23 protein-coding genes and 2 pseudogenes are annotated in these 23869 nt (G+C 71.9%); 8 read left to right on the top strand and 17 right to left on the bottom strand.

All coding sequences use genetic code 11. The features are described 5' to 3' along the window. Positions 1–202: 202 nt before the first annotated feature. From fxsA to ACZ6S6_RS15565, 5 genes are all read right to left on the bottom strand, one after another. A complete protein-coding gene (gene fxsA, locus ACZ6S6_RS15585) occupies positions 203–445 on the bottom strand; it encodes an FxSxx-COOH cyclophane-containing RiPP peptide (RefSeq protein ID WP_469705969.1) in 243 nt (80 codons plus the stop codon). 186 nt (positions 446–631) lie between these two features. After that, positions 632–4096 carry an SAV_2336 N-terminal domain-related protein gene (locus tag ACZ6S6_RS15580; protein ID WP_469705968.1) on the bottom strand — a complete coding sequence of 1155 codons (3465 nt, stop codon included), beginning with the start codon at positions 4094–4096 and terminating at the stop codon, positions 632–634. Between the two features lie 7 nt (positions 4097–4103). Beyond that, the gene (locus ACZ6S6_RS15575; protein ID WP_362960898.1) at positions 4104–5123 is read right to left on the bottom strand and encodes an AAA family ATPase; all 1020 of its coding nucleotides are present in this window, start codon (positions 5121–5123) and stop codon (positions 4104–4106) included. A 130-nt stretch (positions 5124–5253) separates the two neighbouring features. After that, entirely contained in the window at positions 5254–7257 is a 2004-nt protein-coding gene (locus ACZ6S6_RS15570; protein WP_469705967.1) for a VMAP-C domain-containing protein, read from the bottom strand. Between the two features lie 56 nt (positions 7258–7313). Next, a complete protein-coding gene (locus tag ACZ6S6_RS15565; RefSeq protein ID WP_469705966.1) occupies positions 7314–7892 on the bottom strand; it encodes a CU044_2847 family protein in 579 nt (192 codons plus the stop codon). A gap of 196 nt (positions 7893–8088) precedes the next feature. Between ACZ6S6_RS15565 and ACZ6S6_RS15560 the strand changes: the two genes are divergently transcribed. Beyond that, positions 8089–8274 (top strand): DUF6104 family protein, encoded by a 186-nt coding sequence (locus tag ACZ6S6_RS15560; RefSeq protein ID WP_018102711.1) that lies wholly within the window; start codon positions 8089–8091, stop codon positions 8272–8274. Between the two features lie 43 nt (positions 8275–8317). Here ACZ6S6_RS15560 and ACZ6S6_RS15555 read toward each other — a convergent pair whose 3' ends face one another. Next, complete coding sequence (locus ACZ6S6_RS15555) at positions 8318–9184, bottom strand: hypothetical protein (protein ID WP_469705965.1); 867 nt, start codon at positions 9182–9184, stop codon at positions 8318–8320. Positions 9185–9359: 175 nt separating this feature from the next. On the opposite strand from ACZ6S6_RS15555, the gene ACZ6S6_RS15550 reads away from it, so the two are divergent. Beyond that, complete coding sequence (locus ACZ6S6_RS15550) at positions 9360–10217, top strand: DUF4097 family beta strand repeat-containing protein (RefSeq protein ID WP_469705964.1); 858 nt, start codon at positions 9360–9362, stop codon at positions 10215–10217. Between the two features lies 1 nt (position 10218). After that, the gene (locus ACZ6S6_RS15545) at positions 10219–11235 is read left to right on the top strand and encodes a PadR family transcriptional regulator (protein WP_362960913.1); all 1017 of its coding nucleotides are present in this window, start codon (positions 10219–10221) and stop codon (positions 11233–11235) included. A 111-nt stretch (positions 11236–11346) separates the two neighbouring features. Here the strand turns inward: ACZ6S6_RS15545 and ACZ6S6_RS15540 are convergent, their stop codons facing one another. The 4 genes from ACZ6S6_RS15540 to ACZ6S6_RS15525 all read right to left on the bottom strand — a co-directional run bounded on the left by ACZ6S6_RS15540 (position 11347) and on the right by ACZ6S6_RS15525 (position 14511). Then, on the bottom strand, positions 11347–11922 hold the full coding sequence (locus ACZ6S6_RS15540) for a Clp protease N-terminal domain-containing protein (protein WP_469705963.1): 576 nt from the start codon (positions 11920–11922) through the stop codon (positions 11347–11349). After that, positions 11922–12131, bottom strand: coding sequence for a sigma factor-like helix-turn-helix DNA-binding protein (locus ACZ6S6_RS15535; RefSeq protein WP_362967158.1), 210 nt, complete (start codon positions 12129–12131; stop codon positions 11922–11924). The genes ACZ6S6_RS15540 and ACZ6S6_RS15535 overlap by 1 nt, the downstream gene beginning before the upstream one ends. A gap of 32 nt (positions 12132–12163) precedes the next feature. Continuing rightward, entirely contained in the window at positions 12164–13135 is a 972-nt protein-coding gene (locus tag ACZ6S6_RS15530) for a zinc-binding dehydrogenase (protein WP_362967156.1), read from the bottom strand. Positions 13136–13290: 155 nt separating this feature from the next. After that, positions 13291–14511, bottom strand: coding sequence for an NAD(P)-dependent malic enzyme (locus tag ACZ6S6_RS15525; protein ID WP_362967154.1), 1221 nt, complete (start codon positions 14509–14511; stop codon positions 13291–13293). A gap of 524 nt (positions 14512–15035) precedes the next feature. Here ACZ6S6_RS15525 and ACZ6S6_RS15520 point away from each other — a divergent pair. Genes ACZ6S6_RS15520 through ACZ6S6_RS15510 form a run of 3 tightly spaced genes read left to right on the top strand, consistent with a single transcriptional unit; the run spans position 15036 to position 17724 of the window. Continuing rightward, a complete protein-coding gene (locus tag ACZ6S6_RS15520; RefSeq protein ID WP_362967152.1) occupies positions 15036–15986 on the top strand; it encodes an ABC transporter substrate-binding protein in 951 nt (316 codons plus the stop codon). Positions 15987–16015: 29 nt separating this feature from the next. Next, entirely contained in the window at positions 16016–16966 is a 951-nt protein-coding gene (locus ACZ6S6_RS15515; RefSeq protein ID WP_362967150.1) for an amino acid ABC transporter permease, read from the top strand. A gap of 5 nt (positions 16967–16971) precedes the next feature. Beyond that, positions 16972–17724 carry an amino acid ABC transporter ATP-binding protein gene (locus ACZ6S6_RS15510; protein ID WP_362967162.1) on the top strand — a complete coding sequence of 251 codons (753 nt, stop codon included), beginning with the start codon at positions 16972–16974 and terminating at the stop codon, positions 17722–17724. An 87-nt stretch (positions 17725–17811) separates the two neighbouring features. Here ACZ6S6_RS15510 and ACZ6S6_RS15505 read toward each other — a convergent pair whose 3' ends face one another. After that, positions 17812–18501, bottom strand: a complete 690-nt coding sequence (locus ACZ6S6_RS15505; RefSeq protein ID WP_469706091.1) for a class I SAM-dependent methyltransferase — start codon at positions 18499–18501, stop codon at positions 17812–17814. A 162-nt stretch (positions 18502–18663) separates the two neighbouring features. Here ACZ6S6_RS15505 and ACZ6S6_RS15500 point away from each other — a divergent pair, with 162 nt between their 5' ends. After that, a complete protein-coding gene (locus ACZ6S6_RS15500) occupies positions 18664–19293 on the top strand; it encodes a CGNR zinc finger domain-containing protein (protein ID WP_362967146.1) in 630 nt (209 codons plus the stop codon). Here the strand turns inward: ACZ6S6_RS15500 and sodX are convergent. Beyond that, complete coding sequence (gene sodX / locus ACZ6S6_RS15495) at positions 19197–19655, bottom strand: nickel-type superoxide dismutase maturation protease (RefSeq protein WP_469705962.1); 459 nt, start codon at positions 19653–19655, stop codon at positions 19197–19199. The genes ACZ6S6_RS15500 and sodX overlap by 97 nt on opposite strands. Before the next feature lie 179 nt (positions 19656–19834). On the opposite strand from sodX, the gene sodN reads away from it, so the two are divergent. Then, a complete protein-coding gene (gene sodN / locus ACZ6S6_RS15490) occupies positions 19835–20230 on the top strand; it encodes a superoxide dismutase, Ni (RefSeq protein WP_362967142.1) in 396 nt (131 codons plus the stop codon). 7 nt (positions 20231–20237) lie between these two features. Here the strand turns inward: sodN and ACZ6S6_RS15485 are convergent. The 5 genes and pseudogenes from ACZ6S6_RS15485 to ACZ6S6_RS15465 form a co-directional block, all read right to left on the bottom strand. Next, positions 20238–20729: pseudogene (locus ACZ6S6_RS15485) on the bottom strand (tyrosine-type recombinase/integrase); the annotation flags it as partial. After that, positions 20689–21225, bottom strand: a pseudogene (locus ACZ6S6_RS15480) (HAD domain-containing protein); the annotation flags it as partial. The pseudogenes ACZ6S6_RS15480 and ACZ6S6_RS15485, both read right to left, overlap by 41 nt. Before the next feature lie 15 nt (positions 21226–21240). Continuing rightward, positions 21241–21933, bottom strand: coding sequence for a class I SAM-dependent methyltransferase (locus tag ACZ6S6_RS15475; protein WP_469705961.1), 693 nt, complete (start codon positions 21931–21933; stop codon positions 21241–21243). Then, the gene (locus ACZ6S6_RS15470) at positions 21934–22845 is read right to left on the bottom strand and encodes a BUD32 family EKC/KEOPS complex subunit (RefSeq protein WP_469705960.1); all 912 of its coding nucleotides are present in this window, start codon (positions 22843–22845) and stop codon (positions 21934–21936) included. It lies immediately after the preceding gene. Positions 22846–22925: 80 nt separating this feature from the next. Next, the gene (locus tag ACZ6S6_RS15465) at positions 22926–23675 is read right to left on the bottom strand and encodes a hypothetical protein (protein WP_469705959.1); all 750 of its coding nucleotides are present in this window, start codon (positions 23673–23675) and stop codon (positions 22926–22928) included. Positions 23676–23869 lie beyond the last annotated feature (194 nt).

Here is a 23869-nt window from a genome sequence, read left to right as displayed (position 1 = left end):
CCTGTGGTGTCGTCCTTCGGACCACTCCGGCACCCCCGTGCTGTACGTCTGCCGGGACGGTCACCGGCACCGGCCCGGGGTGAGTATCCCCGGCGCGCGGTGCGAACGGACCTGTCCCGGACGATGATGTCCTGATCGGCCGCGCCCGGGGCCGAAACCGTGCGCCGGGCCGTCGGGGCGCGGGGCTGCGGGACCGCCCGGTTCAGAAGGCGTTGTTGAAGCCCCAGAGCATCTCCCGCGGCTGTTCGGCCCGGCCACGCAGATCCGCGACCACCTCCGCGAGGACCGGGTGGTGCAGGGTCCGCAGGGTCTCCAGGTCGAGACCCAGCAGATCCGGCAGATCCGGCAGATCCGGCAGATCCGGCAGCGCGTCCGCGGCTCCGGACGCGCCACCGCCCGTACCGCCGGGCGCACCCGCCCCGTTGTTACGTGCCGACTCGTTCATCACGCCTCCCCGTACTCAGTACCGGGCCCGCCGCGCCGCGCTCGCCATTGAGCGCACACCGCCGGTCCCGCGTCCCTGACTCGCTCCGTCCTGCTGCCCGCGCCCTCGGCCGGCGCCGGTCACGCGCCGGTCGTGCGCCTGCCCGGTCCGGACGCGCCGCCGCTCCGGGTGCTCGTCGTCGAGCACTCAGCGCTCAAGACCGGCCAGCCGTTCGGCGCTCCACTCGCCCGCCGCCCCGCCGCCGTCCGGCAGCTTGCGCCACTCCAGGCGGGCCGCCCGGTACGCCTCTCGCGCGGCCCGGGGGCGCCCCGCTCTCTCATACGTCATACCCCGCCAGTGGTTGGCTGTAGCACCCAACTCCACGGCCTCCCTGATCTGTTGCGGACTCTCCAGCTCCGCTTCCGCCGTCGCGGCGGAGGCGGCGGCCGAGCGGAAGGCCTCCGCCGCCTCGTCGCGCCGGGCCGGCCGGACCAGTACGTCGGCGGCCTCCAGCTGGACCCTGCCCAGCTCCAGCCAGCAGCGCGCCGCGGTCAGCGGGGCCCCGGCCTCCTGCGCCGCCAGCCCGAAGAGGTACTCGGCCTCCCGGAGATCGACCCGGTCCGCGGTCGCCCGGTGGCGCAGCATCAGGGCCCGGCCGAGCATCAGCAGCCGCTCGGACTGGTGTGGCCCGCCGGACGGCGTCTCGGTCCGGCAGTCGCGCAGCACCCGCACCGCCGCACCGATGTGCGGTCCGCCGTCCGGCAGTTCGGCGCGGCGCAGCAGCGTGCCGCCCCACTCGGCGAGCAGATCGGTGTGGGCCCGTGAGTCCCGGGGGATCCCGCGGGCCGCTCGGGCGAACCAGTCGGCGGCCACCACGAGTTCGTCCGGATCACCGGTGTGCTCGTAGCGGGCGACCCGGACCCGTCCGGCCCTGGTCTGGAGCTGGGCGCGCTGGCGCTCCTCCCGTACGGTCTCCAGCGCCTGGCCGGTCAGGGCCGCCGCCTCGTCCGGTTCCTCGCCGGAGGCCAGCAGCGCGTCCACCAGGTCCAGCACGATGCGGACCTCGGTGCCCATGGTGTGCCGGCCGCCCTGGGCGAAGGCCGTGCGCAGCGAGCGGGCCGCCTGGCGGGCGAACTCCCTGGACCGTTCGGTGTCCTCGGTGGCGCCGGACAGTTTCAGCAGGGTCCGGCCGTGCTGGAGCGGGAGGGCGGCGGGCCGGTTCTCCTGGTCGGGCCAGGAGTCGGCGAACGCCTCCAGCATCCCGCAGGCGCTCTGCAGCAGGGCGCTGTCGCCGTCGAGCCGCCACTGCGCCTCCAGGGCCCGCACCCGCTCCAGGGTGAGCCGCAGCGCCTCGGCCGGTGCGAGGCCGGGGGCCGCGCAGGCGGCGGTGTACTCGCGGTCGGCGCGCCGCAGCAGCTCCAGGGCGCCGCGCCGGTCGCCACGCCGCCGCCGGTCGTCGGCCGCCGCGTGCAGCACCTTGGCCAGCACGGCCCGTTCGCGTACCGCACCGGGGACCGCGGCTGCCCGCTCGGCGGCGCTCTCGGCCTCGCGGAGCAGCTCCGCGCCGCCCTGCACCTCCCACAGCCGCAGGACGCAGCGCGCGTACTCCGCCCAGAGTCCGGGGTCCACGGCCTGCCGGGGGCCGTTCTCGGCGGCTCCCCGCAGCAGCTGGACGGCGTCGATCAGGCGCTGCACCATCTTGTCCGCCTCGAACTGCCGCACCAGCTCGCGGGCGCGTTCCACGGCGGAGGTGGTACCGGGGGCCGGCGGCCCGGGGGCGGGAGCCTGCGGCGGGATCACGAATCTGGGGGGTACGGGCATGAATCGCTCCAGTACGCGGGCCGCGACCTCGGCGAAGGCATGGGGAACGCCGGGACCGCCGCGCCTCTCGCTCCCCCCGTCCGCCTCGTTCTCCTCGCTGTCGTCGTTCTCCTCGCCGTCGTCGCCCTCCTCGTACCCGGCGCCCGTGGTGGCGTGCCCGGTGGCGTACGGGGAGTCGACCGCCGCTGCGTCGCCGAGCTGGGCGAAGGCCAGAGCGGGGAAGTTGGGCCCGCCCTTGCCGAACCGCGTCTCTATGTACTGCGAGCAGTGCTTGAGTACGAGCAGAGCCTCGTCCCGGCCCAGCGGACCGAGCAGCGCCTCCTGGACGCCGGGCTCGAAGCGGTACCACTGCCCGCGGCCGCCGCCCGCGCCGTCCGCGCGCGAGAGCAGGCCGCTCAGCAGCACCTCGGCGAGTTCGGAGGGGCCCGACTGGGGCAGCATGGTGCGCTGCACCAGCTGCATCACCGGCAGGTAGAGGGGCGCGGCCGCGAGATAGACGGCCAGCTGTCCGGCGGCCGGTGAGCCGGCCGAACGGAAGCGGCTGACCAGCTGGAGCGAGGACAGGGCGGCGCCGGAGCGCTGGGCGGCCGCCGGGGGCTGGTCGGCCCGCACCCAGCCGACCGCTCCGGAGATCCGTGCCGCCCCGGTACCGGAGAGCAGCCTGGCCCAGGCCGCCAGCGCGTCCGGCACCGGCGGGAGGACCGGGACCGCCAGGGCGCCGGGGTGCACCGCGGGGCCGGTGCCGGCGTCCTCGGTGACCTTCAGCAGGGTGGCGCCGGCGAGGCCGTCACCCCGGGACAGCGAACCGAAGGTGACCGGCAGCCGGGTGCGGTTCCACATGCGCTGCGGCAGCGGCTGCAACACGGCGACCGGGGCCTGCCGGGCGAGCTGGTGCAGCAGCCGGTGGGCGCGCCCGCTGTGCCAGAGCGGCCCGGCGCAGTCGCTGATCACCACGGTGACCCGGCGCCCGGTCGGATCGCTGAGCCGGTCCGCGGAGTGCAGCGGGGCGGCGGCGGGGTCGGAGCTGCGGCTGACGGCGCAGCCGCCGTCCGGGCCCTGGTGCAGATAGCGCACCTGCACATCCCGGAATGCGCCCAACTGCCCGAAGATCTGCTGGAGTTCCCCGAACATCCGGTCCCACACCAGCATGGAGGACGAGGCGTCCATGACGCACTGGAGGATCGCGTCGCCCCGGCCGACCCCACGGAACACCGGCATGATCATGCCGCCCGCGCGGGCGCTGAGGTCCGCGGTCGCCGCCTCGTCCAGGGCGCGGCGCAGCGGAGCGGAGACCGGGCGGTACCGCTGTAACGGGCGCAGCGCGCGGGTGAGTTCGAGGGGCGCGGGCAGGACGGGGGCGGCCGGCACCCCGAGCGCGAGTTCGGTGGTGCGGGACTCCGTGCCGGATCGTCCGCGGGTCCGGGAGTCGCCCTCGTCGCGCTCGTCCTCGCCCCGCTCGCCGCCGGCCCGCGCGGGGATCGGGACGGGGTGGAGGGCGATCAGCCCGTCACCGATCGACCCGTCGCCCGGATCGCGGTCCGCACCGGGCCGGCCGGTGTCCGCGGTGCGGCCGCCGTCCCCGCCCGCCCGGTCCACGGGGCCCGGACCCGCCTGCTCCCCGGGCAGCCGGGCAGCCGGAGGCGTCGCCCCGGACTCGTCCCCGTCCTCCTCCGGGGCGCCGGGCGCGCCGGTCCACCCGGCCAGCCAGAGGGCGTCGCAGAGCTGCTCGACATCGGGGTCGAGCCCGGCCCCGCGCAGCCGTGCGACCAGCGCCTGCAACGGCTCTCCGCCGTACGGCTCCGGGGCATCGGGCCCACCGGGCGGCACAGAGGCGTCGTCCGCCCCGGACATCAGTACCTCACCTCGGCCGGTCGAGCCGCTGGATGAGCAGTTCGGCCAGCCGGTCGCGGCCGGCCGGCGCAGCGGCGTGGGTGAGATAGATGGCGTTCAACAGCTGGTCCGTGGCCAGCAGTTCGCTGCGCGAGCGCTCCAGGAAGCGGGTGATGAGGTCCTCGCTGGAGCGGGCCGCCTCCTCGCCCAGGTGCGCCTTGACGAAGGCGGCCAGCCGCTTGTGGTCGGGGCGGTCGAGTTCCAGGTGGATGCAGCGGCGCATCAGGGGGGCCGGGAAGTCCCGCTCCCCGTTACTGGTGAGGACGACGAACGGGAACGCCTGGCACTGCACCCGGCCGCCCTTGATCCGCACCTTGTTGCCGTCGTGGTCCAGCACGTCCGCCTCGCCGTCGGGCAGCCGGTCCACGATCCGTTCCAGCTCGGGAATGGCGAACTCGCCCTCCTCCAGCACGTTGAGCAGATCGTTCGGCAGGTCGATGTCGCTCTTGTCGAGCTCGTCGATGAGCAGCACCCGAGGCCGGTCCGAGGGCAGCAGCGCGGTGCCCAGCGGGCCCAGCCTGATGTAACTCCCCACGTTCTGGGCCGAGTCGGCGCCGCCGCCGTCCGCTGAGGCGTGCGAGGCGATCTGCACATCCTGGAGCCGGGCGATCGCGTCGTAGTGGTAGAGGCCGTCCAGCAGCGAGGAGCGGCTGACGATGGGCCAGCGCAGCACCTTGCCGAACTCGAGTTCACGGGCGACGGAGTGGGCCAGGGTGCTCTTTCCGGCCCCCGGATCGCCGGTGACCAGCAGCGGACGCCGCAGATACAGCGCGGCGTTGATCATTTCCAGTTCCTCGGCGCCCGGCCGGTGCTCCTCGGCGATGCGTCCGGGGATGCCGAGCCGGCGGTCGGCGGAGTCGTCCCCGTCCGCCGGGGCGCCTCGACCGCCCGAGAAGTCGCGCCAGGGCGGCGGGGGCGGCAACTGCGGGACGCCGTCGTGCGGTTCACCGATTCCGCGGTAGATGAGCCACTCGCTGGGTTCACTCATAGCGTGGTCCTCGTTGTCACTCGTCCGCCAGGGACAGCAGCTGTCGAACGTGCCTTACCGTAGCGATCCGGCGTACCCCCCGTAAGGGGCGGGCCGGCACGGTCCTTCGGATGATGGCCGGCGCGGCTCGTCACGGCGCCTCCAGGAACTCGCCCGAGCCGGGCAGCGGGTGGTGCGGATCGTCGTAGAACAGGGCGACCCCGTCGGACCAGTACGTCTCCGTACGTTCCTCGCTCACTCCTTGTCTCAGCTCGTGCAGCTTCCGCGGAAGTCCGTCACGGGCGCGGGCGTCGAAGACGGCCTCGGCCACCCGTCGGTGGAATTCCCGGCAGACCGTGTCGGTCTCCGTCGGCCGCCGTTGCAGCAGGGCCACTCCGAAGCCGGTGTCGAGCACCCGTACCGCCCCGGCCGTGATCCCGGGGTCCGGGTTGCCGTAACGGCAGAGCACCGGCACGCTTTCGTGGGCCAGGTCGCGCAGCTGTGCGACCTCCGGTACCCGTACCCGCAATTCGTTCTCGCAGTCGACGACTTCGGCCCGCATCCCGTCCTGCGTGGCGTTCCAGCGTGCCAGGCGCTCGTCGTCGGGCCCGCGGTAGGAGCTGCGCAGGACCACCGGGCGTACGACGCCGAGCGGCACCCCGTCCGAGGGGAGCTCCCAGCGGTCGACCTCGAGACCGAACAGCGCGGGGGTGACGGAGACCTGGAGCAGGGCGGGGCTGCCCGGCTCGTCGCACTGCCGGAACGCCTCGGTCAGTGCGGCGGCGAGCCGGTCCGGCAGGGTGTCGAGCGCGGTGCCCTGGCTGTCCTCGGCGACGGGCAGCATCTCGCCGGTGTGGCGGGCGACCCCGATCCGCCAGTCGTAGCGGTCCCGGGCCCAGCCCTGGGGTTCGAGTTCCAGCAGGACGCAGGCGCGATCGCCGTACCGGACGGGTTCGCTCGGCGGTGCGACGGCCCGGCGGCGGTCCTCCTCCAGGCGCAGCCGGACGGCCGCCCACTCCATGGCGAGCTGCCGGCGGAAGTCGCGGGACAGCTTCTCGTCCGCGATCCGCTTCACCCACTCCCACAGCGACTTGGCCGCGGTCCCGGTGGACGGCACGTCGAAGGGCCGGTCAGCGGCGAGCACGCCCATGCAGTAGCGCAGGACCAGTTCGAGCGGGGCGTCGTGGTCGCGGGCGCGGGCGTCGTACAGCGCCCCCAGACCGTCCCGCCAGCCGCGCGGGGCCGGGCGGTGGTCGCGGGAGTGGACGCCGGGCAGGGCGTCCAGGAGAAGGAGCAGGCCGCGGGTGCTGACCGGGGGCGGGAACTCCGCGAGCCGCCCCAGCAGATCCGCCCGCCGCTTGGGGCCGAGGACGCCGCCGGGCGGGGCGGAGAGCTCGCTCTGCACGTCGGCCCAGGTCCGCTCGGTGCTGGCCGGGCTGTTGTGCCGGTCCGCGTGGTAGCGGTCGTGGGCGTGGAAGACGGACTGGTAGGTGTCGTCGCCCTCGGTCTCGACGGGCGCGGACGGCACTTTCAGGGTGCGCAGCCGCTCGATCCCCACGGCCGTTCCGCCCTGGTGGTTGTCGAGCCGCGACTTGATCACCCCGACCACCTCCCCCCGGGCGAGGTCCACCACGGGGCCGCCGGACATGCCGGGCTCCAGCCAGTCCCCGTCGAGCCGGACGACCTGTTCGGCGTCGTCCGACGCGCCGTAGGCCCCCTTCACCACACAGACGCCGCTGCGCTTGAGCAGTCCCCCGCCCTGTGAGGGCGCCCAGCCCACGCAGTGGATCTCCCGGCTGCGGAGCATGGCCTCCGAGCGCTCGGTGACGTACACACAGGTGTGCTCGACGGGCCGCTGGAGCTTGATGAGCGCGAGGTCGGGGGCCGGCCAGCCGGTGGCCCCCTGCGGACGGGCGCCGGGCATCGCGGCGACGACCTTGCCAGGCACCTCGGTCAGCTCGGTGCTGTAGCGGTCCTCCTTGAACCACACGTTCACCACGTCCCCCTCCCCCCGCGTCGCCACGTGCGCACACGTGAGGATCCAGCTCGGGGCGATGAAGAAGCCGCTCCCCAGGAAGTCCCCGCCGGGTCCGTCATGGGCATACCCGGACCCCGGGTGATGGATGCGCACGGTGGCGTCGTGCACGAGGCCCATGAGCGCAGCCTCCGGCTGTCCCGGACCCCCCTCTGCGCCCCCGTCGCCCTCCGGGCTCATGTCCCGCCGCCGTCGGTGTCGTCCGCCCCGTCCGGATGCGCCGGGGCGCCGGGGGACGCACCGGCGGGCGGGCCGGGGGGCGCGGGCGCCGGTGCGGCGGGCGGGGCTCCGGGGGGCGCGAACGGAACCGGTGGCACGAACGCGGGCGGCACGGGAGGGCCGGGGGCCTGCGCGGGCACGGGTGCGGGGGCCGGCGGGGGCGGATCGACGGGTGGTCCGCCGCCGTTCCAGGTGAGCGTGACCTTGATGGCTCCCTTGGCCTCGCCGTCCGCCAGAAGCCCGACGATCCTGCCCGACTTGGCGGTGAGCTCGATCCCGAACTCGACGCTGACCTCGTCCGGCCGCACGGCGCGCAGCGGCACGGCGAGCGAGCGCGCGACACTGGTCACCACGCCCTGCAGACTCTCGACCCGGGCCTGCACCTGGTCGGCGATGTCGCCGAACCCGGTGTCCGTGTACGTCGGACCGGCACCGGGCGCCGGAAGGTCCAGCTCCTCGGCTCCCGAGATCCTGGCCCAGACCGGCGTGCCGTCCGGCATCTCGATGCGCGTGATACGGGCCGCGCTGTCTCCCATGACACCCCCCGTTCCCCAACTACTCGCAGGTTAACGGCCGTAGTCGGCCGATGCGCGGTACATGGACCAGGACGCGGGGGCGTGGCGGATCGGTTCGCGGGCCCTGCGCACGGCAGGTCCGGACCGGATCCCACGGCGTCCGAGGACCGGGTCCCGCGGCCCTCGCGGGGTGTCACCAGGCATTAAACTTCCCGGCATGTACTTCACCGACCGCGGTATCGAGGAGCTGGAGAAGCGGCGAGGCGAGGAGGAGGTCACCTTCGAGTGGCTCGCCGAGCAGCTGCGTACGTTCGTCGATCTGAATCCCGATTTCGAGGTGCCGGTCGAGCGCCTCGCCACCTGGCTGGCCCGGCTGGACGACGACGAGGACGAGGACGAGTAGTCACCGCCCGGCCGCCGTCCTCCGCCCGCCCGTCACCGGCCTCTCAGGCGGGCCCGCCGCCCGCCCCGTCCTGGCCGTCGTCCCGGATCCGGTCGTACGCGAGACCGAGCGCGCCGTGCACCATCAGCAGCGCCCCGGCGAAGACCCAGCCGCCGCTGCGCCGGCCGGCTCCCCAGAGGGCGAGCGGGAGTCCCGCGGCCAGCTGGGCGCCTGCCAGGGCGCGGGCCCTGGGGCCGCGCATCCAGGGGCCGGCGCGGCTGTTCTCGACCGCTTCGAGTTCCACCCTGACCGCGTCGCGCCAGCCGGTCCACGCGATCCGTTCGACCGCGGGGCCCGCACCGGCTCCGGCGGTCAGCGCGGCGGCGGACGCGCCGGGGTCGAGGCCGGCCGGGAGCGTCAGCCCGATCCGGGTGAGGACGGCGAGCAGTCCGCGCAGCCGGGCGCGGGCGTCCGCCTCCGGATCGGGGCGGGTGAGGGCTTCGAGCGCCTGGACGTCCAGTACGGGATCGAGGCCGAGCCGCTCGGCGAACGTACGCATCGCCTCGTCCTCACCCGCCGGGGTCCCGTCGGCGAGCCAGACGTAGCCGACCGGCCGCCGGAAGCCCGCGGCCAGGGTGTACCCGGCCCGGTCGCCGTCCCACCAGAGCGCGAGGACCGGCCAGGTGGAGCCGACCGCGAGTGCGGTGGCCCAGCCGCCCAGCACCCGGTCGACGGGCTCGGCCGCCTCCGGTTCCCGCTCGTCCTGCGGGCGTCCGCCCCGCCAGGGCGTTCCCTCGGGTACGAGGACGCTCCACCCGTCTCCGGCGGGTGCGAGCAGCATCCGTTCGCGCAGCAGGTGGGCGACCGGCCGCACGGTCTCGGGTTCGGCCCGGCACAGCAGCAGTGCGCCCACGGGTGATGTCGCGTCCATGTCTCACACCGTAAGACAATTTCGCACCATTCATCACCGCTTAAGGCGATTTGACCCATCAACCTCACCCCACCGTCCGCCGCGACCCGTCTTGACTTCCCCCATCCGCGATATATCGTGTTCTGCAAGAGACGCGATATGTTGCGTCATCCGCGCTCCCCAGGAGGTCAGATCCATGCCTGTGTCGACGTGGGCCATCGCCGAGCCGCAGAAGCTCACCTTCGACGAACCTGTGACGGCGCTCAGCGTGCGCATCGTCAACGGCACGGTCAACGTCGTCGGCACGGACGAACCGACCGCCAGGCTGGAGGTCACCGGCATCGAGGGACCGCCGCTGATCGTGACCCAGCAGGACGGCGTCCTCACCGTCACCTACGAGGACCTGGCCTGGCAGGGTCTCCTCAAGTGGTTCGACCGCAAGGGCTGGCACCGTCACGCGGCCGTCTCCCTCGCGGTTCCGGCCGGATCGGCCGTGGAGGTCGGCGTGGTCGGCGCCGGGGCCTTCGTCTCCGGAATCCGCGGCCGTACGGACGTACGCGGCGTCACCGGCGACACCACCCTCGTCGGACTCGCCGGGCCGGTCGGCGCGGAGACCGTGTCCGGCAATCTGGAGGCCCAGGCGGTCACCGGCGACCTGCGCTTCCACTCGGTCTCGGGCGATCTGACGGTCATCGAGGGCGCCGGTGTGTCCGTACGGGCCGAATCGGTCAGCGGCAACATGGTGCTCGACCTGGACCCGACCGGGAAGCCCACCGACATCCGGCTCACCACCGTCTCCGGCGAGGTCGCCATCCGGCTGCCGCACCCGGCGGACGCGAGGGTGGAGGCGAACACCGCGAGCGGCTCCGTCTCCAACGGCTTCGAGGATCTGCGGGTCAACGGCCAGTGGGGGGCGAAGCGGATCACCGGCACGCTCGGCTCCGGGACCGGGACACTGAAGGCGACAACGGTCTCGGGGTCGATCGCCCTGCTCCGCCGCCCACCGGCCGAGGACGACGCGCACGAAGCCGAGCCGACCGGAAAGGTGCTCTGACATGCCCCCCGTATTCGCCCACGGCCGCCTGCGCCTCTACCTGCTGAAGCTGCTCGACGAGGCACCCCGCCACGGCTACGAGGTGATCCGGCTGCTGGAGGAGCGGTTCCAGGGGCTGTACGCGCCCTCGGCCGGCACGGTCTATCCGCGGCTGGCCAAGCTGGAGGCCGAGGGCCTGGTCACCCACGCCACCGAGGGCGGCCGCAAGGTCTACTCCATCACCGACGCCGGCCGCGCCGAACTCGCGGGCCGCACCGGCGAGCTGGCCGATCTGGAGCTGGAGATCCGGGATTCGGTCTCCGAACTGGCCGCCGAGATCCGCGACGACGTCCGCGGGGCCGCGGGCAAGCTGCGCAGCGAGATGCGTGCCGCGGCGGACGAGTCCCGCCACGGCACCACCCGCTCCGACGCCAAGGGAAGCGCCAAGGGCGGCAAGGAGTCACCCTTCGGCGGCTTCGGCGACCTCGGCGACCTCGGTGACTTCGGTGACAAGGAGACGTGGCGCACCGCGAAGGAGGAGCTGCGCAAGGCCAAGCAGGAGTGGAAGGAGCAGGCCCGCCGCGCGAAGGACGAGTCCCGGCGCGCCCGCGAGGACGCCCAGCAGGCCCGCCGCCAGGCCAAGGAGGCCCAGGACCGGGCGCGCGAGCAGATGCAGAACGCCGCCCGCCAGGTCCAGGAGCACTTCGCCCGCGGCGACTGGCCCGCGGGCGTACGGGAAGGGCTGGCGGAGATCACCGGGCAGCTGGGCGGCTTCGCCCGTACCGGCGGCCGGCCCCCGTACGTCAAGCCGGAACCCGCCGACGCCGACCCCGACTGGGGCAAGGACGTGGGCGGCACGGGTGACCCGGCCCGCGATCTGGACCGCCTGCTGGACCGCTTCCGCGACGACATCCGCGACGCGGCCCGTGACCGGGGCGTCACGGAGGACCAGCTGTCGGAGGCCCGCCGGCACTTGTCGACGGCGGCGGCCCACATCGGGGCGCTGCTGCGGCAGGACTCAGACGGCAGTGCGACTTAGGGGGCGTTGCGGACCTAGGGCCTGTATTGGGTTGTCCCGCGGCGTCGCGGGACAACCCAATACAGGCCCTAGCGCCGGGCGGCCCGGGGAACCCCCAGGCCGCCCGGTCGTTCAGCCCGCCTTCCGGTCCTGCTGCGCGCCGCCGTCCCCGTACAGCGCGCGGCTGACCGTCTCGTACGTCGCACCGTGCTCGGCCAGGACGTCGGCGACAACGCCGGGGCCGGCGGTGAGAGCCAGCAGGAGGTGTTCCTCGCCGATGAACCGGTCGCCCCGGCCCAGCGCGATCCGCAGGGACTTCGCCAGGGTCCCCTTGGCCTCCCGGGTGAACATGCGGTGGCCCGACCACCGGCGCCGGGCCCTGCGCCCGCCGTCCAGCGCACCCTCGCCGTGCGCGTCCTCGATGCGGTCGACGATTGCGGTGAGGTCGATGCCGATGCCGGCGAGCGCGTCGGCGTCGGCCCTGGTCATGCCGCCGCGCCTGCGGGCGTCGGCCAGCGCGGCCGCGAGCGACGCCTTGCGGTCCGCGAGACCGAGCGCCGCCGTGGCGAACGACGCCCGGCTGCCCTCCTGGTCCAGCAGTGCGAGCAGCAGGTGCTCCTCGCTGACCGCGCCGGCGTCGGCCCGTTCGGCATGGTCCGCCGCTCCGGTCACGGTGGCGCGGGCGCCCTTGGTGAATCGCTCGAACATCAATGCCTCCCGTACTTCTTGTGCACGGCCTGCCGGCTGACGCCCAGTTCGGCCGCGATCTCCTGCCACGACCAGCCCTGAACCCGGGCGCTTGTGACTTGTACGGCTTCGAGCTGCTCCAGCAGCTTTCGCAGCGCGGCGACCGACCGCAGCCCCACCCGGGGGTCGTGGTCGCCGGCGCGAGCGGCGAGATCCGTTGCTTCGGTCATGGATGTCAACTTACATTGACACCCATCACGCGTCAACCCTGGTTGACAGTCAGCACGATCTTCCCGAACTGGCCGCCCGAGGCCAGCCGTTCGAAGCCCTCACGGGCCCGGTCCAGCGGCAGCACCTCGTCGATGACGGGGCGCACCCCGGTGGTCGCGCAGAACGCCAGCAGATCCTCCAGCTCGTCCTTGGACCCCATGGTCGAGCCGACGATCCTCAGCTCCAGGAAGAAGATCCGGGTCAGCTCGGCGTGCGAGGGGCGGTCGCCGCTCGTGGCACCCGAGATGACCAGCGTGCCGCCGGGGCGCAGGGACTTGACGGAGTGCGACCAGGTGGCGGCGCCGACCGTCTCAATGACGGCGTCGACCCGGTGGGGCAGCCGTGCGCCGGGCTCGTACGCGTCGATGGCACCGAGTTCGACGGCCCGCTCGCGCCTGGCCTCGTCGCGGCTGGTGGCGTAGACCCGCAGTCCGGCGGCCCGGCCGAGGACGATCGCGGCGGTCGCGACCCCGCCGCCGGCGCCCTGGACGAGCACGGAGTCGCCGGGCCGCACCCCGGCGTTGGTGAAGAGCATGCGATAGGCGGTCAGCCAGGCGGTGGGCAGGCAGGCCGCCTGCTCGAAGGTGAGTTCCTTCGGTTTGGGCAGTACGTTCCAGCTGGGGACGGTGACCTGTTCGGCGAAGGTGCCCTGATGGCGCTCGGTGAGGATGGAGCGGGGCTCGTCCGGGCCGACCCCGTGTCCGGTCTGGCCGATGACGGAGTGCAGGACGACCTCGTTGCCGTCCTGGTCGGTCCCGGCGGCGTCGCAGCCGAGGATCATCGGCAGCTTGTCCTCGGCGAGGCCGACACCGCGCAGCGACCAGAGGTCGTGGTGGTTGAGGGAGGCGGCCCGGACGTTGACGGTGGTCCATCCGGGACGTGTGCCGGGAGCCGGGCGTTCGCCCAGCTCAAGGCCGTTGAGGGGGTGGTCGCGGTCGAGGCGGGATGCGTAGGCGGCGAACATGGGGCCGACGATAGGCCGGGCGGCGGTCCCGCGTAACCGGCTGCGGCTGTGACACGCACCGCGCGAAATCCGGCCCCTCCGGCGATAGAGAAGCAGGGGGTCCGTGGGCGGCGCCCACGAAGAGACGCCGCCCACGGACCCCCGCCTCAGCGCACTCAGCGCCGGGCCACGCCCTCCGCCCGCGCCGCCGCCGCGACGGCCGCGGTGACCGCCGGGGCCACCCGCTCGTCGAACGGCGACGGGATCACGTAGTCCGCGGCCAGCTCGTCGCCCACCACGTCCGCCAGCGCGTTCGCCGCGGCGAGCTTCATGCCCTCGGTGATCCGGGACGCCCGCACCTGGAGCGCGCCCGCGAAGATTCCGGGGAACGCCAGCACGTTGTTGATCTGGTTCGGGTAGTCCGACCGCCCGGTCGCCACGACGGCCGCGTACTTGTGCGCGATGTCGGGGTGCACCTCGGGGTTCGGGTTCGCCATGGCGAAGACGAACGCACCGGGTGCCATCGAGGCGACGGCCGGCTCCGGGACCGTACCGCCCGAGACGCCGATGAAGACGTCGGCGCCGGCCAGCGCGGTGTCCAGCGGCCCGGAGATACCCGCCTTGTTCGTGAGCTCGGCCAGCTCCCGCTTGACGTCCGTCAGGTCCTCGCGGTCCCGGCTGACGATGCCCTTGCGGTCGGCGACCGCGACATCGCCCAGCCCCGCCGCCAGCAGGAACTTGGCGATGGCCACCCCGGCCGCGCCCGCGCCCGAGATGACGGCGCGCAGCTCGCCGAGGCCGCGCCCGGACAGCTTCGCGGCGTTGCGCAGCGCCGCGAGCGTGACCACGGCGGTGCCGTGCTGGTCGTCGTGGAAGACCGGGATGTCGAGCCGCTCCTTGAGCTTGCGCTCGATCTCGAAGCAGCGCGGGGCCGAGATGTCCTCCAGGTTCACCCCGCCGAAGGACGGTGCGAGCCTGACGACGGTTTCCACGATCTCGTCCGCGTCGGTGGTCGCCAGCGCGATCGGCACCGCGTCGACGCCGCCGAACTGCTTGAACAGGATCGCCTTGCCCTCCATCACGGGGAGGGAGGCCTCGGGCCCGATGTCGCCGAGTCCCAGCACCGCGGTGCCGTCCGTCACGACGGCGACGACCTGCGACTTCCAGGTGTAGTCGTGGACGAGTTCCGGATTCTCGGCGATCGCGCTGCACACCTTCGCCACACCGGGCGTGTACGCGAGGGACAGGTCGTCCTTGTCCCGGATCGGGACGGTGGCCTGCACGGCCATCTTCCCGCCGCGGTGGAGCGCGAAGGCCGGATCGAACGGCTCGTCGGTCGTGCTGCCCGTGCTGTCTGTGCTGCTGTCGCTGCGAGGATTGACGATCTCCGCTGCCATGGTGTTGACCCCTTAAGTCTTCATCGTTTGAGGGTGGCCACTCCTGGTTGAGGAGGGGTGGGCGGGCACCGCGTACATGCCCTGCGCCGGGCGGGTGGCCCGCCCTGGCAGGGGGAGAGGTACGTACGCGCGGGCGCGCCGCACACGCGCCCTGAGCCCCGGATGAGGGGTGTAAACGTCTTTCATACCGGACGGACCGGGTCATGGACGAGTCCATACCCACTCGGTGACGTGACTCATAGTCGAATATCTGGACAAGTCAGCCACGCCCGGATGGGTGTCCACCGGTCGAGACGCGCCGCAGATTCTGCGGTCGTGGGAAGGAAACCCCATAGATGGTCCGGCGCTGGTGTACCGGCCACATGAGGATCGGGGATCGCCCGTTACCCGATTTTGACATGACCGGCCCCCTGAATGCGCTGGTCCGAATGGCAAGATGCCGTAATCGCACACGGCGGCGACGCCCGACGCCGTGTGCCAAACCGCCTGGCAACACCGCCCTCATCTGCCGGAGGAACCCGATCATGACCGCACGCACGAACCGTCGTACGACCGCGAAGTCCCGGATTGCAGCGGTTGGCGCCATCGCGGTCGCCGGCACCATGCTGCTGACCGCCTGTGGCGACCAGACCAAGAGCGGCTCGGACACGGCGAAGACCACGGCCGGCAACTCCCCCGCCGATCTCCTCCCCGCGGAGATCAAGTCCAAGGGCGTCATCAAGGTCGGCTCGGACATCGCGTACCCGCCGGTCGAGTTCAAGGACAAGTCCGGCAAGACGGTCGGCATCGACCCGGATCTCGCCGCCGCGCTGGGCAAGGTGCTGGGCGTGGAGTTCCAGTTCGAGAACGGCACCTTCGACACGCTGGTCACGGGGCTGCGCTCCAAGCGCTACGACCTGGCCATGTCGGCGATGACCGACACGAAGGACCGCCAGGAGGGCATCGACCCCGAGACCAAGAAGAAGGTCGGCGAGGGCGTCGACTTCATCGACTACTTCACCGCCGGTGTCTCGATCTACACCAAGAAGGGGGACGACCAGGGGATCAAGACCTGGTCCGACCTCTGCGGCAAGAAGATCGCCGTCCAGCGCAACACCGTCTCGCACGACCTGGCCAAGGCCGAGTCCAAGAAGTGCACCGGCGGCAAGAAGCTCGCCATCGAGCCGTACGACAACGACCTGGAGGCCCAGACCCGGCTGCGCTCCGGCGGGGCCGACGCCGGCTCCTCCGACTTCCCGGTGGCCGCGTACGCGGTGAAGACCTCGGGCGGCGGCAAGGACTTCCAGATCGTCGGCGACCAGGTCGAGGCGGCCCCGTACGGCATCGCCGTCGCCAAGGGCAACGACCAGCTCACCAAGGCCGTCAAGGCGGCCATGGACGCGATCATCAAGAGCGGCGAGTACGAGAAGATCATCGCCAAGTGGGGCGTGGAGGCCGGAGCGGTCACCGAGGCCAAGCTGAACGGCGGATCGTGACCGGACCCCGGCACTGAGAGGCATCAGCCGTGATTGACACCGACAAGCCGGGCCCGGCCGACCAGCCACCCGCATCGCCCGTCCCGGCGGCCGGACCCGAGGCGATCAAGGCCATCCCGGTCCGGCACTACGGCCGGTACGTCTCGGCGGTCGTCGCCATCGCCGCACTCGTCGCGATCATCTACGCCTTCAGCCAGGGCAGGATCAACTGGGGTGCGGTCCCGGACTACTTCTTCGACGACCGCATCGTCAAGGGCGTCGGCCAGACCCTGCTGCTGACCTCCCTGTCGATGGTGATCGGCGTGGTCGGCGGCATCCTGCTGGCCGTCATGCGCCTGTCGAAGAACCCGGTGACCTCGTCGATCGCGTGGTCCTACATCTGGTTCTTCCGCGGCACACCGGTCCTGGTCCAGCTGTTCGTCTGGTTCAACCTGGGCCTGGTCTTCCAGTACATCAACCTCGGTCCGATCTACAAGGACTACTGGTCGAGCTTCATGACGCCGCTGCTGACGGCGCTGCTCGGCCTCGGCCTCAACGAGGCCGCGTACATGGCGGAGATCTGCCGGGCCGGTCTGCTCTCGGTCGACGAGGGCCAGACGGAGGCGTCCCACGCGCTGGGCATGAGCCACGGCAAGACCCTGCGACGCGTCGTGATCCCGCAGGCCATGCGGGTGATCGTGCCGCCGACGGGCAACGAGGTCATCAACATGCTCAAGACCACCTCACTGGTGGCCGCCGTGCAGTTCTACGAACTCTTCAAGTACGCCCAGGACATCGGGCAGGCCTCCGGGGCCCCGGTGGAGATGTACTTCCTCGCCGCGGCCTGGTACCTGATCATGACCTCGGTGCTGAGCGTCGGGCAGTACTACCTGGAGCGGTACTACGCCCGCGGCTCCAGCCGCAGCCTGCCGCCCACCCCGTTGCAGAAGATCCGGACCAACCTGCTGTCACTCGGCCGCCCGAAGGGAGGCATGGCATGACCGCCATGGTGAAGGCCGAGGGCGTCCACAAGTCCTTCGGCGCCGCGCACATCCTCAAGGGCATCGACCTGGAGGTCGCCCCGCGCGAGGTCTTCTGTCTGATCGGCCCGTCCGGTTCCGGCAAGTCGACCTTCCTGCGGTGCATCAACCACCTGGAGCAGATCAGCGCCGGCCGGCTGTCCGTCGACGGCGAGCTGGTGGGCTACCGCCAGAAGGGCGACAAGCTCTACGAGCTCAAGGACAGCGAAGTCGCCCTGAAGCGCCGGGACATCGGCATGGTCTTCCAGCGCTTCAACCTGTTCCCCCACATGACGGCGATCGAGAACGTCATGGAGGCTCCGGTCCAGGTCAAGCGCGAGTCCAAGGCCGTCGCCCGAGCACGGGCGACCCGGTTGCTGGACCGGGTCGGCCTGTCCGACAAGGCGGACAGCTACCCCTCGCAGCTCTCCGGCGGACAGCAGCAGCGGGTGGCCATCGCCCGCGCCCTGGCCATGGAGCCGAAGCTGATGCTCTTCGACGAGCCCACATCGGCGCTCGACCCGGAGCTGGTGGGCGATGTCCTGGACGTCATGCGCGGTCTCGCCGAGGACGGCATGACGATGATCGTCGTGACCCACGAGATGGGCTTCGCCCGTGAGGTCGGGGACGCGCTGGTCTTCATGGACGACGGCGTGGTGGTCGAGTCGGGCCACCCGCGCGACGTGCTGACCAACCCGCAGCACGACCGGACGAAGTCGTTCCTTTCCAAGGTCCTGTAGGCGCTGCGACCGATGTACGCGGGAGGGCGGTACCGGCTCGGTGAGCCGGCACCGCCCTCCCGCTGTGTCCGCCGTCCGTGCCCGCCGCTACTTCACCGCGAGCACCAGGCTGTCCGAGGGCGAGGACCAGACGGCCCGCGCCTCACCGAAGCCGGCCGCGCGCAGGGTGTCCGCGTGCCACCGGACGGACGGCGTGTCGCCGTCGGCGTGCTCGCCGTAGATCCTGAACCGCTCGGCGGTCGGCCCGGCGAGTACCGGGTCCTTCGCGGCCAGCGCCCACCAGTGCGCCCAGTCCAGGGCGCCGCCGGCCTTGGCCCCGTCCATGACGGCGTGCCGATGGGCGCGTTCGGCGGCGTTGATCCGGGGGGTGTCCGTATCGGTCATGTGGTCGGCGTTCATGAAGACCCCGCCGTCCCGGACGAGGCCGCCGAGCTGCCCGTAGAGGACGGCGAGCGGCTCGCTGTGCAGCCAGTGCAGGGCCGTGGCGGTGAGGACCGCGTCGTACGAGTCGTGGGGCAGCCGCTCCGCCCACCGCGGGTCCTTGAGGTCCGCGGTCACGAAGGTGACGCGCGCGTCATCCGCGAAGGAGCCGCGGGCGATGGCGAGCAGCGCGGGGTCGAGGTCGACCCCGGTACTGGTGGCCTTCGGGAACCGCCGGAGCAGCCGGTCCGTAATACTTCCCGTACCGCACGCGAGGTCGAGCACCCGCGGTTCGGGGCCCACCAGGGCCTCGACCATGTCGAGCATCACGCGGAAGCGTTCCTCGCGGTCGGGCATGTACCACTCCTGCTGCCGGTCCCAGCTCTCCTGCCAGGCCTGCCAGTCGGTACCCCGTGCTGTGTCCGTCACCCGAAAGCCTCCTATGTAATACCCTGGACCCAGGTAAGCCCATTACATCATCGTCGCACCGACTTTAGACCGACGCCGTAAGGACTACAAGTGGAACTGGCCTATTACTCGGACTACGCCGTGCGCCTGGTCAACACCGAGGAGCCGGCCCGCAACAAGGACGCCCTCACCTCGGTCGACGCGGTGCGCGAGCTCTTCGGCGTCAACTGGCAGGCCGCCCGCCGGGCGACCGACGCCGATGTGACCCGCTTCCGGTCCGTCCGGGCCCGGCTGCGCTCGGTCTTCGAGGCGGCCGACGGCGGGGACGAGACGCTGGCCGTGGACCTGCTCAACTCACTGCTGCTGGAGTTCCCGGTCAGCCCGCAGATCTCCGGCCACGACATCCGGGACGTGGACGGAAAGCCGGACTGGCACATGCACCTGGCCGACCACCCGTCCAACGCCACGGCGGGCTACGCCGCGACCGCGGCGATGGGCCTCGCCTTCCACCTCACCTCGTACGGCGTGGACCGGCTCGGCCTGTGCGAGGCGGCGCCGTGCCGCAACGCCTACCTCGACACCTCGACCAACCGGTCCCGCCGCTACTGCTCGGACCGCTGCGCGACCCGCGCCAACGTCGCCGCCTACCGGGCCCGCAAGCGCCTGGAGACCGAGCGCGCCGCCGAGACGGGCCGCAGCGCGGAGACCGCCCAGCCCGCCACGCCGCGCAGCGAACGCTGATCCTTCGTCAGCGGCCGGTAGCGCGCCCGGACCCTGGCCAGCACGAGCTCCTCGGGCACGGTCCCGTAGTCCGTGCTGTCGCCGCCCGCGAACCGGTTGTCACCGAGCACCCACCAGCCCCCGGTCCGCCGCTCCACGGCCCGTTTGACCACCAGCAGATCCTGCTGGAACGGATGTCTCAGAATCACCACGTCACCGGGGCGCACCGGCGCCCCGTACTGCACGAGCAGCCAGTCCCCGTGGCGGAGCGTGGGCACCATCGAGGGCCCCGTCACCTCCACCACCTGGAACGGCACCCGCGCCGCCAGCCCGCGTCCGGGCTGCTCATCGGTCAGCTCCGGCACCTCCGGCACCTCCCGCATCTCTCCGGCACCTCCCCGTCGGTCCAGTACACCGTCCACAACAGCGTTCCGTACATTCGGCCACTGGGCCCATCCTCACCCCGGACTTTTGGCCTAAGCCCATGGGGGCACCCACTATTTCGCGCCTCTCACGGAGTAATGTCCCACCTGAGAAGACGATCACGAGGAAGGACAGCCCCATGCTTTCCCGCCTGTTTGCCCCCAAGGTGAAGGTCAGCGCCCACTGCGACCTCCCCTGCGGCGTATACGACCCGGCCCAGGCCCGCATCGAGGCGGAGTCCGTCAAGGCCGTCCAGGAGAAGTACCAGGCCAACGAGGACCCGCACTTCCGGGCCCGCGCGGTGATCATCAAGGAGCAGCGCGCCGAGCTCGCCAAGCACCACGTCTCGGTGCTGTGGAGCGACTACTTCAAGCCCCCGCACTTCGAGAAGTACCCGGAGCTGCACCAGCTGGTCAACGACACCCTCAAGGCGCTGTCGGCCGCGAAGGGCTCCACGGACCCGGCGACGGGCCAGAAGGCGCTCGACCTGATCGCCGAGATCGACAAGATCTTCTGGGAGACCAAGAAGGCTTGATCTCTGGTTAGGCCGTCTGACCTGCGGTTTCGCTGGTCGGACTCCCTACCGGTCCGCACCCGGTCCGCAGGCCGCCGAGAACGGCGTCCATCACGGACCGGGTGCGGTCTTTTTCGCCCGGCCGCAGATGCGCGTGGATGCGCAGGGTGATGACGGCGGACGCGTGGCCGGGGACGAGCTGGACCTGTTTGACGCTCGCGCCGCCCGCGATGAGCGCGGAGGCGTAGAAGTGCCGCAGGTCGTGGGTCACCATGTGCGGCAGCTCGACGGGCTTGCGGCCCTCGTGCTTGGCCGCCTCGCTCTCCTCCGCCTGGAGTGCCCTACGGGCGCAGTTCCACTCGGTCTTCCAGCGGCGGTAGTTGAGCGGTTCCCTCTCCTCCATCGTGAACAGCCACTCCGTGGAGGGGCGTGCGGCAAGGTGCGCGAGGCGCCCGTCGGTGACGAATTCCCCGACCGGGACGGTACGCCGAGACCCGATACACCCACGACGCAACCTCCGTCAGATGTTCCGGCTGCAGTCCCACGTACGGATCAGGCTGGATGAGGAGAGTCGCTGTTCCCCGGGCTGTGCGCTCCGCCGCCCAGTCATGGTCGAGGCCGGTGAAGTCGTCGTCGATCCAGACGGCGGGGGCGTCTGCCAGCCAGACGTCGACGTGGTCTCGTTTCCAGAGGTAGCCGTCGGGGTGGCTGGTGGTGATCTGAGGGCGAGGCAGGTCGATGTAAGGGAAGTCGGGCAGCCCCAGGAGAGGGCCGATGATCGTGGTGGCGTCCCTGCGCCAGCTCGTGCACCACACGGGGGTGACGAGTCCGCTGGTCAGGAGGTCGGTGAGAATGCCGCCGTGGCTCGGGTCGAGCCAGATGGGCACGGGGTCGTCGGGGTGCCGGCCGGTGGGCAGGACGGTGTGGCGGACGTGGGTGGGCGGGGTGCTGCCGTCGGCGGCCGGGAACGGGATGAGGACGCCGTCGATGTCCAGGAGCAGGTAGGGCAGGGGCATCGTTGCCTCCGTCGGTCAGCGTTTGCGGGCGGTGATCAGGAGGGTGGTGGGCCACGGGTCGCGGCGCGGGTGCCGCAGCTCCACCGTCGAGGTGACGCGCAGGCCGGTCCGGGAGAGGTGGGCTCCCCAGCGGTGGGCGTCGAACTCCCATCGGGCGAGGGGCAGTCGGGTGCGGTTGGGCATGGTGACGTAGTCCTCGCGCGGACGGTCGTCCGTGGATGGATGTCTTCCGGCCCGTGCCGGGTGAGGGACGGAGAAGGCCAGGAAACCGCCCGATTTCAGACGTCGGGAAATGGCGGCGAGGAGGAGCTCGGGGGCGACGAGGCCGACGGCGCCGAAGACGGAGTAGATCGCGTCGAAGGTCTGGCCGGGCGCCTGCAAGTGGTGCAGTGCGTGGCCGGCGGCGAAGGTGGCGCCGTCGATGTGGCCGTAGTGGGAGCGGGCCCGGCGTACCTGGAGGCCGACCAGGTCCACGCCGGTGACGCGGGCCTGGTGGTATTTCGCGAGGTGGGCCACGTTGTGACCGGGGCCGCAGCCCAGCTCCAGAACGCGCTTGCCGCGCAGGTCCCGGCCGAGGGTCTCGGCGCCAGGACCGATGCCGGCGTGGGTGCTCCATTCCATCCGGGCTGGCGCGGTGAGGGCGTGCGGGGGAGCAGTGGCTGTGCGCTGGGCTGCGTGGGCGTACCAGGGGGAGATCTGGGCGAGCACCTAGACCTCCAGGAGTTGGACCACGTCGTTCAGGTGGCGGCGGACGACGGAGATGTACGCGGGGTCCTTGGCCGGGTCGTTGATCCAGCGGATGGCCTGCTCCATGAACCACTCCACGGCCCACATCCGATGCCAGCCCAGGGCCCATGCTTCTGCGGCCAGGCCGCCCCGCGCGGCGAGGGCGTCCTCGTGGCCGCCTGCGGTGACGTATTGCTCCAGGAGCACCCGCATTCGGAAGGGGCTCGGTACGTCGGTGGTGCCGTGGTACGAGGCGAGGTCGATCAGGCCGGGGCCGGTGAAGGCGCGTGCGAAGTCGAGGAGGTACCAGCCGTTCTCCCCGATGTGGATGCTCGTGGGGTGGAACTCGGAGTGGACCCAGCCGAACGGGTCGAGCGTCGCCCCCTGGACGCGGGTCTCGGCTGCGGCGGAGATCTTCCCCAACGCCGTCTCGATGTCGTCGCAGTCCGTCCATCGGTCGGCTTTCCGGAGCCGCTGGAGGTGATCGAGGGCCCGGCCGGGCAGGGCCGCGAGGCCCGCCCCGTCGAGGAGGGGTAGACCGCCCGCTGGGCGGGCGGCATGGAGCATGACGGCGGCGGCGACGCCGTCGAGGTCGTCGGCGTCCCGTACGGGAGTGCCGAGGTCGTCCATGAGCATCCCGAGCCACTTGTCCTGCATGGCGGTGGCGTGGAGGGCGGGGACCGGGAGCCCGCGCTGGTATGCCGCCCGCAGGGCCTGGGCCTCGCGGTCGAAGGGCTCCTTGGCGTACTTGAAAACGGCTGTGGTGCCGTCGGGGAAGGTGACGCGTTCGACGCCGGACATGCCCCAGACGCGAATCTCGGCACGGTTGGGGAGGGGCTTGCCGACGAGGGTGCACAAGTCGTCCAGCAGGGTGGCGGACAGGCTCTGGTCCATGGGGGTCTCCAGGGGACTGTTTGGGCTCCGGGGCGGGCGCGCGCGAGCTGGCCCGCCCCGGAGCCGTACTGGGGGCAGGGTTACTCGGCTGCGGTCACGCGGTGGGCGTAGACCTGCTCGATCCAGCCCGCCTTGAACTCGGCCAGGTCGTCACGGAAGTTGGCCATCGAGGCACCGTAGGGCGCGACGACGCCACCGGACTGGTCCGGCACGGACTGGCAGCCGTGCACGAGCCGGCCGCCGAGCGCGGCGTGGGCCTTGATGGACTCGATCCGGCGGTGCTCGTTGAACCAGCCGCCGTGGTAGACCTCGTCCAGCATTCCGCCCGTCGCGTCGTCCAGGTCGAAAACGACGGACGTGGCGGCGGGAAAGAACCAGCACGGGCCGACGTTGGAGATGTGCCCGTCCAGCTCGACCTTGTTGAGCGCCATCAGCGTGGCCGCTTCGCGCAGCATGCGCAGGTGGTCGGCGGTGACCTGCGGGAGGCCGAGGTCGGCCAGGTGCTCCTCGCGGAAGAGGTACGAGTACACCCCGTACGCCGTTGCCAGCACGCGGGCTGCGTCGGAGGTGGACTCGCTGTGGTTCTTGATGAAGTCGAGCGCGAGCTGCTCGACCGCGCTCTCGGTGGTCTCGTCCACGTCCAGGAGCTGAGTCTTGACCAGCTCCCAGTCGGCGACGAGCCAGGTGTTGGACTCGAAGCGGAAGAAGTACTCGGCGGGGTCGATGGTGATGCTCCGGCCGTCCACGTGGATGCCGGGCAGGCGGTTCCAGCGCGGGTCGAAGGCGTCGGGCAGCTCGACCGTGATGGTCGCGGTGTCGATGGTGGTCACCGTGTCTCCGTCTCTGATCGTCCGGGCCGGGGCACAGGGATGCCCGAGACCGTTGGGGCGTACGGAACTTGGGGGCCGCCCGGCCCGCGATGCCGTGAGTGGGGCGGCTGTCGATAAGTGAACCGTCCGCTACGCAGAGTGGGTACGGTGTGAGCGAGGCCAAGCGGTATACACGGTTTACGGATCCGGAGCGG

The sequence above is a fragment of the Streptomyces sp. NPDC048671 genome (genome assembly GCF_055587045.1).
The sequence above is the reverse complement of the archived record's forward strand: the minus strand, read 5'-3'. Positions and strand labels throughout refer to the sequence as shown.

Coding starts and splice junctions, on each gene's coding strand:
- fxsA (WP_469705969.1), bottom strand. CDS start 445: ATGAACGAGTCGGCACGTAACAACGGGGCGGGTGCGCCCGGCGGTACG.
- ACZ6S6_RS15580 (WP_469705968.1), bottom strand. CDS start 4,096: ATGTCCGGGGCGGACGACGCCTCTGTGCCGCCCGGTGGGCCCGATGCC.
- ACZ6S6_RS15575 (WP_362960898.1), bottom strand. CDS start 5,123: ATGAGTGAACCCAGCGAGTGGCTCATCTACCGCGGAATCGGTGAACCG.
- ACZ6S6_RS15570 (WP_469705967.1), bottom strand. CDS start 7,257: ATGGGCCTCGTGCACGACGCCACCGTGCGCATCCATCACCCGGGGTCC.
- ACZ6S6_RS15565 (WP_469705966.1), bottom strand. CDS start 7,892: ATGGGAGACAGCGCGGCCCGTATCACGCGCATCGAGATGCCGGACGGC.
- ACZ6S6_RS15560 (WP_018102711.1), top strand. CDS start 8,089: ATGTACTTCACCGACCGCGGTATCGAGGAGCTGGAGAAGCGGCGAGGC.
- ACZ6S6_RS15555 (WP_469705965.1), bottom strand. CDS start 9,184: ATGGACGCGACATCACCCGTGGGCGCACTGCTGCTGTGCCGGGCCGAA.
- ACZ6S6_RS15550 (WP_469705964.1), top strand. CDS start 9,360: ATGCCTGTGTCGACGTGGGCCATCGCCGAGCCGCAGAAGCTCACCTTC.
- ACZ6S6_RS15545 (WP_362960913.1), top strand. CDS start 10,219: ATGCCCCCCGTATTCGCCCACGGCCGCCTGCGCCTCTACCTGCTGAAG.
- ACZ6S6_RS15540 (WP_469705963.1), bottom strand. CDS start 11,922: ATGTTCGAGCGATTCACCAAGGGCGCCCGCGCCACCGTGACCGGAGCG.
- ACZ6S6_RS15535 (WP_362967158.1), bottom strand. CDS start 12,131: ATGACCGAAGCAACGGATCTCGCCGCTCGCGCCGGCGACCACGACCCC.
- ACZ6S6_RS15530 (WP_362967156.1), bottom strand. CDS start 13,135: ATGTTCGCCGCCTACGCATCCCGCCTCGACCGCGACCACCCCCTCAAC.
- ACZ6S6_RS15525 (WP_362967154.1), bottom strand. CDS start 14,511: ATGGCAGCGGAGATCGTCAATCCTCGCAGCGACAGCAGCACAGACAGC.
- ACZ6S6_RS15520 (WP_362967152.1), top strand. CDS start 15,036: ATGACCGCACGCACGAACCGTCGTACGACCGCGAAGTCCCGGATTGCA.
- ACZ6S6_RS15510 (WP_362967162.1), top strand. CDS start 16,972: ATGGTGAAGGCCGAGGGCGTCCACAAGTCCTTCGGCGCCGCGCACATC.
- ACZ6S6_RS15505 (WP_469706091.1), bottom strand. CDS start 18,501: ATGCCCGACCGCGAGGAACGCTTCCGCGTGATGCTCGACATGGTCGAG.
- sodX (WP_469705962.1), bottom strand. CDS start 19,655: ATGCGGGAGGTGCCGGAGGTGCCGGAGCTGACCGATGAGCAGCCCGGA.
- sodN (WP_362967142.1), top strand. CDS start 19,835: ATGCTTTCCCGCCTGTTTGCCCCCAAGGTGAAGGTCAGCGCCCACTGC.
- ACZ6S6_RS15470 (WP_469705960.1), bottom strand. CDS start 22,845: ATGGACCAGAGCCTGTCCGCCACCCTGCTGGACGACTTGTGCACCCTC.